Origin of the sequence: Flavobacterium sp. WV_118_3 (assembly GCF_039778605.1) — a bacterium.
GTDB lineage: Bacteria > Bacteroidota > Bacteroidia > Flavobacteriales > Flavobacteriaceae > Flavobacterium.
In genome coordinates, this window is the sequence record NZ_CP156060.1 from 1071236 (window position 1) to 1086793 (window position 15558).

Sequence of the window (15558 nt, forward strand, 5' to 3'; positions counted from 1 at the left end):
AATTTTCACCGGCTTCGTTACAAGAGGCGTTTTTAATAGTACAAATTCATTTTTTTTCAAGGCTTTATATAGCATATTTGCACCAAAATAAGTGTAAGCCAAAATGATAACTTATGAAAAATTTTAAAAATAGCTTCTTTTATGTCGGCGTATTGGGTGTCGCTTTTGCGGCCATGTACTGGACTGTCCAAAATGGAAAGATTTTGGAAGATGGCCGTCATATTGTATTACCCAATTCCGGGAATAGCCAATGGCAGGAATTTTTAGCATCTCTAATTCATAATCTGACACACCCGTTAGCGATTTTATTAGCACAAATTGTGACCATTGTTTTTGTGGCGCGTTTGTTCGGAGAGTTATGTAAAAAAATAGGCCAACCAATGGTTATTGGTGAGATACTGGCCGGTATTGTCTTAGGTCCTTCGCTTGTAGGAACCTATTTCCCGGAGTTTTCCAATTTATTATTTCCGGAAGCCTCATTAGGGAATTTACAGTTCCTGAGTCAGATCGGATTAATTCTTTTTATGTTTGTGGTCGGGATGGAACTCGATCTGAAAGTACTACAAAATAAAGCCAAAGAAGCAGTAGTTATCAGCCATGCGAGTATCGTGATTCCGTTTACACTCGGGATGGTTCTGGCTTATTTTATTTACACCCAATTTGCCCCGGATGGTGTAGAATTCCTTTCGTTTGCTTTGTTTACCGGTATCGCAATGAGTATTACGGCTTTCCCGGTATTGGCACGTATTGTACAGGAAAGAGGATTACACCGAACCAAACTTGGCGCAATGGTAATTACCTGTGCCGCAGCCGACGATATTACGGCCTGGTGTATTCTGGCCGCTGTAATCGCAATCGTTAAGGCCGGTTCGTTTTTAAGTTCCTTATATATTATAGCGCTTGCGATTATCTATGTGATTCTAATGCTAAAAGTGGTACGCCCGTTCCTAAAAAGAATCGGGGAATTGTATACCAGTAAAGAAAGCATTACCAAATCGGTTGTGGCAATATTTTTCCTGACGTTATTAATCTCATCCTATGCTACGGAAGTAATCGGTATTCACGCTTTATTCGGAGCCTTTATGGCCGGGGCAATTATGCCGGACAATATGCGTTTTCGAAATATCTTTATCGAAAAAGTGGAGGACGTTTCGCAGGTAATGTTGCTACCGTTGTTTTTCGTTTTTACCGGATTACGTACGCAAATCGGACTTTTGGATGATCCGTATTTATGGAAAATCTGTGGTTTGATTGTATTGGTAGCCGTTGTTGGAAAATTTGTAGGAAGTACGATAACGGCAAGGTTCGTAGGTCAGAACTGGCGTGATAGTTTAATGATCGGCGCGTTGATGAATACCAGAGGATTGATGGAGCTGGTCGTGTTAAATATCGGATATGATTTAGGTGTGTTAAAACCGGAAATCTTTGCGATGATGGTCATCATGGCTTTGGCGACGACCTTAATGACCGGACCGGCTTTAGATTTGATCAATTACATATTTAAGACGAAAGACGAGATTATTCCGGCTGAAATCAGTCAGGTAAGTAAATATAAGGTATTGGTGTCGTTCGATACGCCCGAAGAAGGAAAAGGTTTATTACGACTGGCGAATACTTTTGTTAAAAAAATGAAGAAAAATGCGATGGTTACGGCCATGCATATTCCGTCGAGTAACGAAGTACATCCCTTTAATGTGGAAGAATTCGAAGAACAATGCTTTAAACCGGTATTAGCCGAATCGAAAGAGTTAAAACAAAAGGTGACCACTTTGTTTAAAACCTCAACCGATGTGGATTCGGATATCATTGAAGTGTCTAATAAAGGTGAATTTGACCTGGTTTTGGTCGCTTTAGGACAATCTATTTTTGAAGGAACACTATTGGGGAAAATTCTTGGTTTTACAACCCGTATCATTAATCCGGAAAACCTGTTGAATAAGTTTACCGGTAAGGAAAAACTATTCGAAAATTCACCGTTTGACGAGCGCACCGAACAGATTCTGGCGAAAACAGAAGTTCCGGTTGGGGTGTTGGTCAACAAGAATTTTGAAAAAGCCGATCGCGTTTTTGTAACCTTATTCGATGATTCCGATGCTTTCCTGATCGAATATGCCCAAAAGCTGATCGCAAATGTCGAATCGCAGGTAACGGTGCTGGATGTGGTTGGAAATATTAAAAATAATGCGACAATTAAAGAAGGTATCCGCGCAATCGAACAACAGGCGCCCAATCATATTAAGTTGCTAAACGAACGTAAAATCGAAAAAAACTTTTTACAGGATCAAGATTTGATGATCATTAGTGTTGACAGCTGGAAAAAACTGGTAGAATCCAGAAGTACCTGGCTTAATAATACACCATCGCTATTAATCTTAAAACCTTAAAAAGAAGTTAAGAATTTAAAATACCGTTGGCAAATTGTATTTTTGACAGTATATTTAGAATATGAAAATAGCTGTTAAAAATATGGTTTGCCAACGTTGCGTTTTGGCGGTTACCCAAATCCTGGATCAAATGGAACTTCCATACCAACAGGTTACAATGGGGGAAGTGATACTTTCGGATTCTGTTTCGGAAGAAAAACGGCAACAGTTTTCGGATGCTTTGGAGGCGATCGGTTTCGAGATTATCGATGACAAACGCAAGCAGCTTATTGAAAAAGTAAAAACGACGATTATCAACTTTATTCATCACGATCAGGAAAAAACAAAACTGACGGTGTCGGAGTTTCTCTCGGATAAAGTACAATACGACTATAACTATCTGAGTAGTCTTTTTTCGGAAATGGAAGGCATTACGATCGAAAAATACCTGATCAATCAAAAAATCGAAAAAGTAAAGGAACTGATTGTTTACGACGAACTTTCGCTAAAACAAATTGCCGATCTGTTGGGATACAGTAGTGTGGCCTATCTGAGTAATCAGTTTAAAAAAGTAACGGGATTAACACCATCACACTTTAAAAATATCCGGGACGAAAAACGAATCCCGTTGGACAAAGTGTAAATCTTACAACTCCATTATAAAATTCTACAACAGTTTTTTGCGCATTCCGATCTAATTTTGTTCTAACAAAAACAAATAACGATATGGAAGCAATCATTAAAAATTTTCCGGTAACCGGGATGACCTGTGCTTCATGTGCGGTAAGCGTGGAGAGTATGTTGAAACATCAGAAAGGTGTTATCGATGCCGCTGTTAATTATGCGAATGCCTCTGCCAAAGTAGAATACGATTCGGATGTCGCTTCGCTCGACGATTTTAAAAAAGCAATGCAAGCCATTGGTTACGATATGATCATTGAAGAAGATGGCAATGTAAACGAGCTAGTCGAAACCCAACAAAAAAATCATTACGAAGAACTAAAAAAGAAAACGATAGGCGCGTCGCTATTAACCCTTCCGGTTTTTATCATCGGGATGTTTTTTATGGATATGCCCTACGGAAACGAAATCATGTGGTTTTTTGCTACTCCGGTTTTGTTCTGGTACGGAAAAGATTTCTTTATAAATGCATGGAGACAGTTAAAACACCGTTCGGCCAATATGGATACCTTGGTCGCATTAAGTACCGGTATCGCCTATATTTTTAGTGTCTTTAATACCCTTTTTGCCGATTTCTGGCATCAAAGAGGACTACATGCGCATGTTTATTTTGAAGCGGCTACTGTCGTGATCGCGTTTATTCTTTTGGGTAAATTACTGGAAGAAAAGGCTAAAGGAAACACCGCTTCGGCAATTAAAAAACTGATGGGATTACAACCCAAAACAGTAACCGTGGTAAAGGATAACGGCGAGTTTATGGAAGTGCCAATCGAATCGATTGTATTGGACGATCTGATTCTGGTAAAACCCGGAGAAAAAATCGCAGTAGATGGGGAAGTGGTTTCCGGTAGTTCGTTTGTGGACGAAAGTATGATTTCCGGAGAGCCGGTGCCGGTTGAAAAGGGAATCGGAACGACTGTTTTTGCCGGAACACTTAATCAAAAAGGAAGTTTACAGTTCCGGGCGCGGAAAGTAGGCGGGGATACCTTACTGGCACATATCATTAAAATGGTACAGAATGCACAGGGTAGTAAAGCACCGGTTCAAAAACTGGTCGATAAAATTGCCGGGATATTTGTACCGATTGTGGTGGGAATTTCGATTCTGACTTTAATCGTATGGTTAATTTTTGGCGGTGAAAATGGATTTACGCAAGGCTTAATGGCGATGGTAACCGTATTGGTAATTGCCTGCCCGTGTGCGTTGGGATTGGCCACACCAACGGCTATTATGGTTGGTGTTGGAAAAGGAGCCGAACAGGGTATTTTGATAAAAGATGCCGAAAGTCTGGAATTGGCTCAAAAAGTGGATACCATCATTTTGGATAAAACCGGAACAATTACCGAAGGAAAACCAAAAGTGGCTGCTACAAAATGGTTACACGATAATGCGGCTAAAGCAACGGTCTTAAAAACGATTGAAAAACAATCCGAACATCCATTAGCGCAGGCGGTGGTCGAGGAATATGTTTTATTGGATACTATTGGTCTGGATCATTTTGAGAGCATTACCGGATTTGGCGTAAAAGCAACAGCCGGTGGCGAAACCTATTTTGTTGGAAATCAAAAATTGATGGAAAATGAAAAGATTCGCATTTCAGATGAATTACAACAGTTTGCAAACGAATATTACCAAAATGCGGCTACCGTTTTGTTTTTTGGGTCGACTCAGGAAGTCCTGGCAATTATTGCTGTTCAGGATGCGATTAAACCAACATCGGTACACGCTATCGAAGAATTACAACGCGATGGTATCGAAGTGATTATGCTAACCGGCGATAATGAAGCTACTGCTGCCTCCGTTTCCAGACAGCTCAATATTAAACGGTACAAAGCGGGTGTATTACCACAAGATAAATCGGATTTTGTAAAACAATTGCAAAAAGAAGGTCGCGTGGTGGCAATGGTTGGCGACGGAATTAACGACAGTGCAGCATTAGCGCAGGCGAATGTGAGTATTGCGATGGGTAAAGGATCGGATATTGCGATGGATGTGGCACACATGACAATCATTTCGTCCGATCTGAAAAAAATTCCGGTGGCGATTCACCTGTCAAAACAAACCGTAAAAACGATCAAACAAAACCTGTTTTGGGCGTTTATCTATAACGTTATCGGAATTCCGATTGCCGCCGGCGTATTGTTCCCGATTAACGGATTTTTATTAAACCCGATGATTGCCGGAGCGGCCATGGCGATGAGTTCCGTAAGTGTGGTGAGTAACAGTTTACTTTTAAAATTTAAAAAATAAATACAATGAAAACGATGAAATTTAAAACCAATATTAAATGTGCCGGATGTATCGAAAAAGTAACTCCGGTTTTAAATCCGCTTGTCGGTTCGGATAACTGGAAAGTAGACACCGAAAACCCGCAAAAGATACTAACAATTAACAGCGATACGGTTTCAGAAGCTACTTTAACGGAACAATTAAAAAATGTAGGTTATATCATTGAAAAAGTAACCGAATAAAAAAACACCTGTCAGGTTTTGTCTGACAAGTGTCTTCTAATACTCTTTAATTTGTGCACCTGATCTGTTTTTGAAATGGATCAGGTGTTTTTATTGTAAGGCTTATTCGCCGTTTTTATCTACTACAATGCGGTTAGGGCGATTGGCCAACTCCCAGGCAGTAGCAAAAGCCAATTGGGCTCTTTTTTCCAGTAAGTCGTATTCGATTTTGTCCGGAGTGTCACCCGGTTGGTGGTAATCTTCGTGAACACCATTAAAGAAAAAGATCGCCGGTATGCCGTGTTTGGCAAAGTTATAATGATCGGAACGGTAATAGATTTGCTCCGGATCGTTGCGGTCGTTGTATTTGTAATCCAACAACAGGTTTACATATTTTTTATTCGCTTCCTCATTGATGTTATGCAAATCCGTACTCAAACGGTCGGAACCGATCACATATACATAATTGCCATTGTCTTTATGTGCCGGATCGCGTCGTCCGATCATATCGATATTGATATCGGCAATCGTATTTTTTAACGGGAATAACGGATGTTCAGAATAATAGCGGGATCCGTGTAATCCGTGTTCTTCTCCGGTAACATGTAGGAAAAGGATCGAACGTTTTGGACCGTGGCCGGCTTTTTTGGCATCCATAAAGGCCTGAGCGATTTCCAGTAAGGCTACCGTTCCGGAACCATCGTCATCGGCGCCATTGTAAATTTCTCCGTTTTTCATTCCTACGTGATCATAATGTGCGGAAATCACCAATACCTCATCCGGTTTTTCAGAACCTTCGATATAGGCCCAAATGTTTTCAGAATCATTAAGTTTCGGACTAAAGGGACGTGCCATAAATTCGGACGGAACTTTCTGGTAAAAACCATCGGCTCCTTTTGGATAGGAAATCCCCATTTTTTTATATTCGGCAATCAGGTATTCACCGGCTTTTTTCTGTCCCGGTGTGCCGGTATCTCGTCCTTGCATCTCGTCGGAAGCTACAATATAAAGGTGTTTTTTTAACTCGTCTTTATTAATTGTATTCATATACCTGGATACATAATCCTTGGAAGCGCTGGTTTTTTGAGTAGAACAGCTGCTTAAAAACAGGGAAAGTGCGAAGCCGCAAAGCAATATTTTTTTCATTGGTTCTGGAGTTGTAGGTTGTATGCTTATTTATAGGTAGCCTAAAATACTATTTTGTTTCAATTGAAGAGTGAATTTTAGCTATTATTTGCTTTTAGGCTAAAAAAATCAATAATAAATACTAATCAAAGCATTCCATTAATAATAAATCACCGGATTCGTGTTCGATACACACCAGTCCGTCTTCATTAACATGATTGCTACTTCCGGTTCGATAGCCAATGGATAGGGTATCGTCCTCTAACGGATAAAACAGGTTTTTCGAATGGATACCCTTTACGGTTCCGATCGGAATTAAGGACAGTATCGTATCGGCCGGATACCATTTCTCAAACTTTTTCGGGAGTAGGAACACTTTGGAATGATCGTCCAGTATCACAATCTTAAGCTGGTTGCGATAGCGTACAATATTGGTGATGTTGCTAATGGTATGATCAGCTCTTTTTCCGGTGGCCCAAACCACGTTAACTGCCGGTATTTTTCGTTCGATAAGATAGTCAAAGGCTTTTTCCAGATCGGTTTTGTCCTGATCGGGCGTATGAACGATCTCAATCGGATATTGGGTTTGCTGGTAAAATTCCGCATCAAAATTCCGGTCGAAATCGCCCAAAAGGATATCTACTTTGATTCCCAGATCCAGAACGCGTTCCATAGCCGAATCGAGTACGATAACTAAAGGTGACCATTCCAATAACTGTCCGAGCAATTCGTCATTACAGGGCGCTCCGTTGGCAATAATTAAGGCCGGTTCCTGGTCGTCGCGGACAATATGGTGTGAAGACATTTGTTTGCTTTTGAGTTATTCCAAAAGTAAGCAATGATTTTAAAACAAAAAAGACAACCGGTGAAAGTTGTCTTTTTGATTTTTATTGAACGGTATAAGTGGTTTCGTCGACTTCCGACAGGCTAAAATACCCGAGGGGATAGTTGGCCTGATTGTTTTGGTTGATCACATTACCACGTACGGTAGCCGGTGGTGTTTGGAACGGCCCGCCACCGCCTTGTGCCACACTAATCAGGATGTTCATATAGTTGTAATATTGTCTGGAAATTCCCATCAAACGGATGTTTACTTTATCATTGGCTTCCAGATCTTCGTGCGAATAAATATCGAAAGTCGTATTTCCCTGTACAAAACGGTCGTCGCTGGCACGGAAAACAGCCAGAGTATTATTGCGAATGTAACGGAATAAATAGTAATTGTCTTCGTCTCCGGGATCGTTATAATAGGTTTTTAACTCAATCTGATCACCGGTAAAACCACCATCGTTTTTCTGTTCGATATTTAGAATACTGGCTACGCTTTTTAAGGTTTCGGTCGCTTTATAGGTTACCCCATTGCTAACGATGGTTAGGGTGTAGGTTTCTCCTAAAACCGGTTGGAAATTGGTACAGATATATTCACCGGGTACGGCTTCCAAAAAGTTAAAGTCAACATTACTACTGTTGGTTACGACCACTGTGGCACCGCTTACTTTCGGAATTTCCGTACCGAAATAATCGGCGGTGGTGGTTAAATAGATTACCTGATTATTGCCCGTTGTGCCTTTAATCCAGTTAAGGGCGGCATCCACAACCAGGCGGGGCGGAGCAGTGTCCAGTTTAACGTCAACAACTTCTTCGCAGCTATTCAGCATCAGAATAGTAAACAGGAATGTAAAATATTTTAATATCGTTTTCATAATGATAGAATCTTAATTGAAACTTTAGAATTTGAAGTTATACGTTACAGATGGTACGATCCCGAAAATAGATAGTTTTATCGCTTCGTTTCGGGCGGTATCCTCATTTTGACGGAAACTGATTGATGCTGCATTTTTGCGGCTGTACAGGTTGTAAATACTAAATACCCATTCGCCCTGCCATCCTTTTTTCTTTTCCGGTTTTGGCGTATAGGTTGCCGATACATCCAGGTGGTGGTATAACGGAAGGTTATTGTCGTTTCGCGCGCCATAACTTGGTACCGAAATTCCCTGATAAATATATTGTCCATTCGGGTAGGTTACCGGTTGTCCGGATTGTAACGCAAAGATGGCTCCAAATGTCCATTTTTCGGTATGGGTATATGATCCCGTTATCGAAAGGTTATGGGTTTTGTCGTATCCGGTACGGTACCAGTCGCCATTGTTGATTCCGGTTTCGTTCGGGGTTCTTCCCGGTGTTTGCTGTTCGGAACGGGACAAGGTATACGATACCCATCCGGTTAGTTTTCCGGTGTTTTTGCGTAACAATACTTCCAAACCGTAGGCGCGGGCTTTTCCGTTTAGGACGACCTGTTCGATCGCATTATTGGCAATCAGATCGGCTCCGTCAATATAGTCAACGCGGTTTTTGATGTTTTTGTAAAAGGTTTCTACTTCAAGGGAATATTTGTCCTCACTAAAGTTGCGGAAATAGCCAATCGCATACTGATCCAGAGTCTGTGGTTTTAAGAAATTATCACTTGGCGCCCATACGTCTAAAGGCGTAGGAGAAGCTGTGTTGGAGATCAAATGCAAATACTGACTCATACGATTATAACTTGCTTTTACAGATTGATCGTCATTTAAAGCATAGGAAACGGCTACCCGAGGTTCGAAATTATCAAAGCTTGCAATTGTTTTATTACGTCCGAAATATTCGCTGCCGGTTGGTGTTGCTTTTTCATAAATTTTCAGATCATCATTAAAGATAACGGCTTGATTGTTTTCGTAAATATTCATTTTTTGTTGTCCCAAACGGTAGAACATCGAATAGCGTAAACCATAATTAACGGAAAGATTATCCGTGATTTTTTGCTCGGCATCAATATAGAACGAAGGTTCAAAAGCATATTTTTTATCCAATTGATCTGCGTTGATACCCGAATTTGGTTTGTTCGGTTCGATCGTTCCCGGGTTAAAATCATAATAAATGGCGTTTACACCGTAGCTCAATTGTAGCTTATTGGATACATAATGTTTGAGATCGTATTTGAAATTGTAGTTTTTGATACCGGAATCCCAGTTAAATCCTACAAAGTCTAATGTAAGACCATAGTAATAATCACTATAGATCATCGACATATTAGAGAATAGTTTATCCGAAAACAAATGATTCCAACGTAGGTTAAAAACCGTATTTCCGTATGTATTTATAAAATTACTATTCAGATCGAATACGTCACGACCGAAATATCCGGACAAATACAGGTTGTTGTTATCGTTGAGTTTATAGCTCAACTTGGTATTCAGGTCATAAAAATAGGCCGAGTTTTTATTGTCTGTCATTTTTAGGAATAAATGAGCATACGAGGCTCTACCGGCAACCAGGAATGATCCTCTGTCTTTTGTGATAGGACCTTCGGCTAATAAACGACTGGAAATTAATCCGATACCGCCATTCATATGAAATTCTTTACTGTTTCCTTCTTTTTGGTAAATATCCAGAACCGAAGACAGACGACCACCGAAACGCGCCGGAATTCCGCCTTTATACAGTTTCAGATCTTTAATCGCATCGGAGTTAAAAACCGAAAAGAAACCGAAAAGGTGAGACGAATTGTAAACCGTCGCTTCGTCCAGTAAGATCAGATTCTGATCGGCCGCACCTCCACGTACGTTAAATCCAGAGGCCCCTTCGCCGGCATTGGTTACGCCGGGAAGTGTCAGAATTGATTTTAAGACGTCGGTTTCTCCTAAAACAACCGGCATTTTTTTGATTTCTTTAATCGAAAGCTTGTTAACACTCATTTCCGGGCGGCGGATATCCACTTTTTTCTTGTTTTCGGTAATTACAACCTCTTGCAAGTCCTGTGAATTTTCGCCTAATGCGAAGTTTTTACGGGTATTTTGATTTAGGGTAATGTTTTCTTCAATACTCTGATAGCCCATGTAGTTCACCTGTACGGTGTAGGTTCCTTTCGGAACAGTAATCGAATAAAATCCATACTCGTTTGTTGTAGCCCCTGTTTGCAGGCTTTTAATGTAAACGGTTACCCCAATCAGGGTTTCGTTGTTCCGGGTATCCGAAATGGTACCGCTTAGTGTCACTTTCTCCTGGGCCAATATGCCGACTGAGCAAAAAAACAGGCAAATAAAAAGTTTAAAGTTCATTTTTTGATAATTGTCGTTTTTTGATTGATGATTAAAAATTACTGCAAAGATATCTTCTGCAAGAAAAATTAAGTTAAAATTTATATAAATTATTCGATTTATTATACTAGTGGCGTTTGTATAAAAAATAAGGCTAAGGAGTTGAAAATAGTCCGTTTACTCTATTTTTGTAATCATGAAAATACGCCTTTCCTACGAAAACTTCTGGTTCCGGAATGTTACCTTTTATTTACTCCTTTTGTCCTTATTCCTTTATAATGAATATACTGACAGAAAGCAGGATAAAACGCCGGAATACATATTCATAGAATTACTACTGATCTTAACAGCCATTTATGGGGCGGTCCTGTTTAGTAACGTAATTCTTGTAAGAAAATTTCTTTTAGAGAAAAAATATTTTACTTTTTTTAAATATTTTGCGCTTTTTTGGGTGTGTTATATCATCGTACAGGTTCAGTTTACTCAGAATTTTGGAGAATATATTTCACTTTTTAATGAGATACTTGGAACGCTTTTTATGCTTTTTGTAGGAACCGGGATTTATTTTATCAACTTATGGGTTTTACAAAATGTCTTCCGAACGCATAAAAAACTCTTGAATTCACAGGCGGAGCTTACTTTTTTAAAGCAACAACTCAACCCGCATTTCCTGCTTAATGCGATGAATAATTTATATGGTGACGCATTGGCCGAACCGCAAACGGTCGCTGAAAAGATTTTAAAGCTTTCCGGCTTGTTACGATATCAGATTGAAGCTACCAAAAAAGAATATGTCTGTTTGACGGAAGAAATCGATTTTGTGCAAAAATATATAGGTTATCATCAATATAAGAGCCATAATCTCAAGGTAAACGAATATTCTGAAGGCGATTTTGAAGATTTTTTTATACTGCCACTCGTATTTATGACGTTAATTGAGAATGCCATCAAGTTTTCATCCGAATGCGAACAGCCGTATGTGGACATCCACTGGAAATTTATGGAGGACCATCTTATTTTTACGATTGAGAATAATTGTCTGGCGGAAGGTTCCTTTTTGGAAAGTACCGGACTTGGATTGGAAAATTTGAGACGAAGGTTGATCGTATCGTTTGTAAAACACAAAATTACCATCGACAAAAATGTCGTTGGAGTTTTTAAACTGGAATTACAATTATGGAAATTAAATATAAATGCCTGATCGTAGATGATGAAAAACCAGCACACAGGGTTATAAAATCGCATATGGAACAGTGTCCGGAGTTGGTATATGGTGGAAGTGCCTATAACGGTAAAGATGCCTTGCAAATGATCGTTAATGAATGTTATGACATGGTGTTTTTGGATATCAATATGCCTATACTTACCGGTGTGGAATTGATGGAGCGTATGCCAAAACGTCCCGTAACGATTGTTACAACGGCTTATTCGGATTATGCTTTAAAATCATTTCAACACGATGTAGTGGATTATCTGTTAAAACCGGTTTCGTTCCCGCTTTTTATAAAAGCGATAGAAAAAGCAAAGCTGTTTTGTAATGCAAATAGTCAGAAAACGGAGATTAAGGATACCATACGCCTTAAAGTAAACGGTGAAATAACGGACATTAAGCTAACTGCGATTATTTGTATCGAAAGTGTGGGCAATTACCTGAAGATTTATATTCAGAGTACAATTGTTCCCATTGTAGTATATGGCAGTTTGATCGAGATCATGGACAATCTTGACAGTCGTTTTGTACAGGTACATCGTTCGCATATTGTTAATGGCGAACATCTCCGCGTGAATCATAAACACAATCTGTGTCTTACAGATGACCGGATTGTTCCGGTAGGGAGGAAATACCAGATTCTGGTCGATAAGCTCAATTAATGTAGATTCTGGTGCGACAACTTTCGGGTTGTTTTTTATTTAGAATAGCTTGATACTACATGACTGTTGTCCCTTTTTCATGTTACATTTTTTGTAATATAAAGCAGATTCGTTTCAAAAAATCAGGATATAAGCGATATTGTTTTAACCTTGTAAAATCATTGTGATTGTTAGTATTATCGATACATTTGTAACACATTGTATAATTTCGGAACGGTCAGATGAAGTATAACAAAGTACAATCTCATTACTTATTACTGTTTATTTTTACCTGGATAGTATCATCAGATACTGTTATGGCACAAGCTGTATCTAAACAACAGCTTTTATTTAACGAATCAGAAGAACTGGTTTACTCCAAACCGGACGAAGCTTTAAAAGTGGCACAGCATTTACTGAAAAATGCCAATTCCGGAAAAGAAAACGCAAAAATCAATCTCTTGCTGGCCAAAATTTATGAGGCAAAAGGCGATTATAACAATGCGCTGACTTATCTGTATGAAGCGAATAAAGGAGTTGCTGATTTATCAGAAAGAGATGCCGTTGAAGTGTCGGTTACCCAATCCGGAATTTTAAGAGCATTGTATTTTGATAACCAATCGCTCAATTATTTTAAAGAAGCCCAAAATCGTGCCGATAAAATAAAAGATCCTGCCACAAAAGAGTATGCTCAGGGACTGTTACAGCTGGAAAAAACGATGATGGACCTGGAAAGGGAAAATTACAGATCGGCCTTACAAAACCTGCATCAGGATAATTTTACTTTTAAAAATCAAAACCGGGAAGACGAAGAAGAACTGGCGTTATGGATTGTCATTGCGAAAGCTCGTATTTATAGCAGTACCAACGAATATGCAAAGGCAGAAAGACAGTTTTCAGCAATTTTAGAACGCCTGGATACGATAAAATTGAAAAATAGCTACATCGAAGTATTTGCATTAAGCGGAATGGCTTCCGTTTATTTTCATAAAAAAGAACATTCAGCAGCCATCCAACTATTGTTAAAAGCACTTCAGAAATCACAACCTTTTGAAAATCTGTATTTTGCTGAAATTCTGAACAAACAGCTTGCCATTAATTATCTGGCTTTAAATGATAAAGCGAATTACAAATTTTACAATACCAACTTTTTAAAAGCCAATGCCGAAGTTGAAAAAATAGAACAGGAATCGGTCAATACGGCTTATAATCTGATTACGCAGGAATATGAAAATCAATACCTTGCCCGTAAACAGAATTATGTTACCTTGTTTTATTCGGCTTTAGGGTTAATGTTTATCATACTAGTAGCCGGCGTGTTGTTTTGGTTTAAATTTAATTCAAAGAAAAAGCGACTTCGCGAGATTATCAGCTATCTGGAAGTGACGCGTAACAACCTCATCATCGGATTTACAGAGAAAAAAGAAGTAACGAAAAAGAGTACCATACCACTAGAAACAGAACAAGCTTTACTGGCCAAACTGAAACGTTTTGAAAATTCAACAAAATTCACCAGTAATGATATGTCGCTAGCTGTTTTAGCCGGGCAATTTGAGACCAATACGAAATACCTGTCGGAAATTATCAACAAGCATTATGATATGAATTTTAATATGTATATCAACACATTACGTATTAATTATATTGTTAAAAAACTGAAATCGGATCCGAATTTCAGAAATTATAAAATCAGTTATCTCGCCGAAAACAGTGGTTTTTCGTCACACAGTAGTTTTGCAACCGTATTTAAATCAATTACGGGAATTGCTCCGATTACCTTTATCGAGTTATTAAAAAATGAAATGGAGGTGACCAATGAGTAAAGTCGTTTTCCGAAAATTTAGCGTCATAGTCTATCTTCTTGTCGGTTTTATATTAATTGGGAATACCGTTTACGGTCAATCGGCACAAAAACTTGATAGTATTATCCGGGTGAGTATCCGGGATATGTATGGCAATCCCGATAAAGTAATTGCAGCCGGAAGAGAAGTTGTCAATAAAGCCGGAAACGATATTAACATTAAAATACGAGGTTATAAGCTAATATCAGATGGCTATTCTTCTAAGCGGGATTATGAAAAATCGCTGGAATATGTTATTAAGGCGAACCAATTATTACCAAGATGTCAGGATGAATTGCTCAAAATACAGATTATTAATAAAGCCGGGATTCAATATCACCAGTTAAAAATATATGATAAAGCCATTCAAAGTCTGGATGAAGCAGAGCAATTATGTTTTGACTACCCGGTAAGAGATTCCGTTCGGGTGAGCCTCGGTTTAAATTATATCGTGCGAGGTTTTATCTATAAAGAAAAGCTGAATTGTGATATAGCGATTACTTTCTTCGACAGAGGAATTGCTGAAATAAATCAGTCAAAGGTTGTCGGGAACAATGCCTCGAAGATTAGTATTGCCAAATATAATAAAGGTAATTGTTATATACTGATGTCGGATAACGAAGCCGCGATCAAAAGTTTCCTGGAATCCGGTGAGCTGGCTAAAGAAGTAAATGCCTATAGTTTACAAGGGTTTGCCTTAAAAGGTCTGGCACAGGTTTACACCCTGGAAGGAAAATATACCGAAGCTATTGCAACGTTAAAAGAAGCATTGAAAATTTCAGGAAATGTAGAAGATTTAATTTTAAATCAGGAAATCTACAAAGGACTGTCCGAAAATTATCTGGCTGTTAACGAATGGAACCATTATAAAGATTACAGAACCCAATACCTTCAAACCCAATTAAAGATTAAAGAGCGGGAACGTAAATCAATTAGCGACTCGCTTAATGAGGTAGCAAAAGAAGAAGAATTTAAATTGAAAAATGATATTCCGAAGTTTGTTTACGGCTGTATTACTCTTTTTTTAGGCGCTGTTTTAATCGTAGTTTTCTTCTTTTTGTCTGTAAAAAAATCCAAAAAGACGATTGAAAAATTAGAAAATGTAATTAAAAACTTACAAAACGAAAAACCGTTAAGAGAAAGTAAATAAAAAGTTAAATTAGATTTTAACTGA

At 38.7% G+C, this 15558-nt stretch carries 12 protein-coding genes; 8 read left to right on the top strand and 4 right to left on the bottom strand.

What is annotated here, in order from left to right:
* Positions 1-113: 113 nt before the first annotated feature.
* The 4 genes from ABFU83_RS05040 (at position 114) to ABFU83_RS05055 (ending at position 5515) form a co-directional block, all read left to right on the top strand.
* On the top strand, positions 114-2384 hold the full coding sequence (locus ABFU83_RS05040; protein ID WP_347069386.1) for a cation:proton antiporter: 2271 nt from the start codon (positions 114-116) through the stop codon (positions 2382-2384).
* Between the two features lie 61 nt (positions 2385-2445).
* Positions 2446-3006: an AraC family transcriptional regulator gene (locus ABFU83_RS05045; RefSeq protein ID WP_347069387.1), complete on the top strand. Its 561-nt coding sequence runs from the start codon at positions 2446-2448 to the stop codon at positions 3004-3006.
* A gap of 83 nt (positions 3007-3089) precedes the next feature.
* Positions 3090-5294 (top strand): heavy metal translocating P-type ATPase, encoded by a 2205-nt coding sequence (locus ABFU83_RS05050; RefSeq protein ID WP_347069388.1) that lies wholly within the window; start codon positions 3090-3092, stop codon positions 5292-5294.
* Between the two features lie 5 nt (positions 5295-5299).
* The gene (locus tag ABFU83_RS05055) at positions 5300-5515 is read left to right on the top strand and encodes a heavy-metal-associated domain-containing protein (protein WP_136401253.1); all 216 of its coding nucleotides are present in this window, start codon (positions 5300-5302) and stop codon (positions 5513-5515) included.
* A 102-nt stretch (positions 5516-5617) separates the two neighbouring features.
* Here the strand turns inward: ABFU83_RS05055 and ABFU83_RS05060 are convergent, their stop codons facing one another.
* The 4 genes from ABFU83_RS05060 to ABFU83_RS05075 form a co-directional block, all read right to left on the bottom strand.
* Positions 5618-6640, bottom strand: a complete 1023-nt coding sequence (locus ABFU83_RS05060; protein ID WP_347069389.1) for a M28 family metallopeptidase — start codon at positions 6638-6640, stop codon at positions 5618-5620.
* Positions 6641-6761: 121 nt separating this feature from the next.
* The gene (locus ABFU83_RS05065; protein WP_347069390.1) at positions 6762-7424 is read right to left on the bottom strand and encodes a thiamine diphosphokinase; all 663 of its coding nucleotides are present in this window, start codon (positions 7422-7424) and stop codon (positions 6762-6764) included.
* A gap of 82 nt (positions 7425-7506) precedes the next feature.
* Positions 7507-8322, bottom strand: coding sequence for a DUF4249 domain-containing protein (locus tag ABFU83_RS05070; protein ID WP_347069391.1), 816 nt, complete (start codon positions 8320-8322; stop codon positions 7507-7509).
* Between the two features lie 24 nt (positions 8323-8346).
* Positions 8347-10713, bottom strand: coding sequence for a TonB-dependent receptor (locus tag ABFU83_RS05075; protein ID WP_347069392.1), 2367 nt, complete (start codon positions 10711-10713; stop codon positions 8347-8349).
* Between the two features lie 175 nt (positions 10714-10888).
* Between ABFU83_RS05075 and ABFU83_RS05080 the strand changes: the two genes are divergently transcribed.
* The 4 genes from ABFU83_RS05080 to ABFU83_RS05095 all read left to right on the top strand — a co-directional run bounded on the left by ABFU83_RS05080 (position 10889) and on the right by ABFU83_RS05095 (position 15534).
* Entirely contained in the window at positions 10889-11893 is a 1005-nt protein-coding gene (locus ABFU83_RS05080; protein WP_347069393.1) for a histidine kinase, read from the top strand.
* Positions 11869-12564 carry a response regulator transcription factor gene (locus ABFU83_RS05085; protein WP_347069394.1) on the top strand — a complete coding sequence of 232 codons (696 nt, stop codon included), beginning with the start codon at positions 11869-11871 and terminating at the stop codon, positions 12562-12564. Before ABFU83_RS05080 ends, ABFU83_RS05085 begins: the two co-directional genes overlap by 25 nt.
* 296 nt (positions 12565-12860) lie before the next feature.
* The gene (locus ABFU83_RS05090) at positions 12861-14366 is read left to right on the top strand and encodes a helix-turn-helix domain-containing protein (protein WP_347069395.1); all 1506 of its coding nucleotides are present in this window, start codon (positions 12861-12863) and stop codon (positions 14364-14366) included.
* Complete coding sequence (locus tag ABFU83_RS05095) at positions 14359-15534, top strand: tetratricopeptide repeat protein (RefSeq protein ID WP_347069396.1); 1176 nt, start codon at positions 14359-14361, stop codon at positions 15532-15534. The genes ABFU83_RS05090 and ABFU83_RS05095 overlap by 8 nt, the downstream gene beginning before the upstream one ends.
* Positions 15535-15558 lie beyond the last annotated feature (24 nt).

Bases quoted from the DNA above. Each gene is read 5' to 3' on its own strand.
- ABFU83_RS05040 (WP_347069386.1), top strand. From the start codon at position 114: ATGAAAAATTTTAAAAATAGCTTCTTTTATGTCGGCGTATTGGGTGTC.
- ABFU83_RS05085 (WP_347069394.1), top strand. From the start codon at position 11,869: ATGGAAATTAAATATAAATGCCTGATCGTAGATGATGAAAAACCAGCA.
- ABFU83_RS05060 (WP_347069389.1), bottom strand. From the start codon at position 6,640: ATGAAAAAAATATTGCTTTGCGGCTTCGCACTTTCCCTGTTTTTAAGC.
- ABFU83_RS05095 (WP_347069396.1), top strand. From the start codon at position 14,359: ATGAGTAAAGTCGTTTTCCGAAAATTTAGCGTCATAGTCTATCTTCTT.
- ABFU83_RS05080 (WP_347069393.1), top strand. From the start codon at position 10,889: ATGAAAATACGCCTTTCCTACGAAAACTTCTGGTTCCGGAATGTTACC.
- ABFU83_RS05075 (WP_347069392.1), bottom strand. From the start codon at position 10,713: ATGAACTTTAAACTTTTTATTTGCCTGTTTTTTTGCTCAGTCGGCATA.
- ABFU83_RS05090 (WP_347069395.1), top strand. From the start codon at position 12,861: ATGGCACAAGCTGTATCTAAACAACAGCTTTTATTTAACGAATCAGAA.
- ABFU83_RS05070 (WP_347069391.1), bottom strand. From the start codon at position 8,322: ATGAAAACGATATTAAAATATTTTACATTCCTGTTTACTATTCTGATG.
- ABFU83_RS05045 (WP_347069387.1), top strand. From the start codon at position 2,446: ATGAAAATAGCTGTTAAAAATATGGTTTGCCAACGTTGCGTTTTGGCG.
- ABFU83_RS05050 (WP_347069388.1), top strand. From the start codon at position 3,090: ATGGAAGCAATCATTAAAAATTTTCCGGTAACCGGGATGACCTGTGCT.
- ABFU83_RS05055 (WP_136401253.1), top strand. From the start codon at position 5,300: ATGAAAACGATGAAATTTAAAACCAATATTAAATGTGCCGGATGTATC.
- ABFU83_RS05065 (WP_347069390.1), bottom strand. From the start codon at position 7,424: ATGTCTTCACACCATATTGTCCGCGACGACCAGGAACCGGCCTTAATT.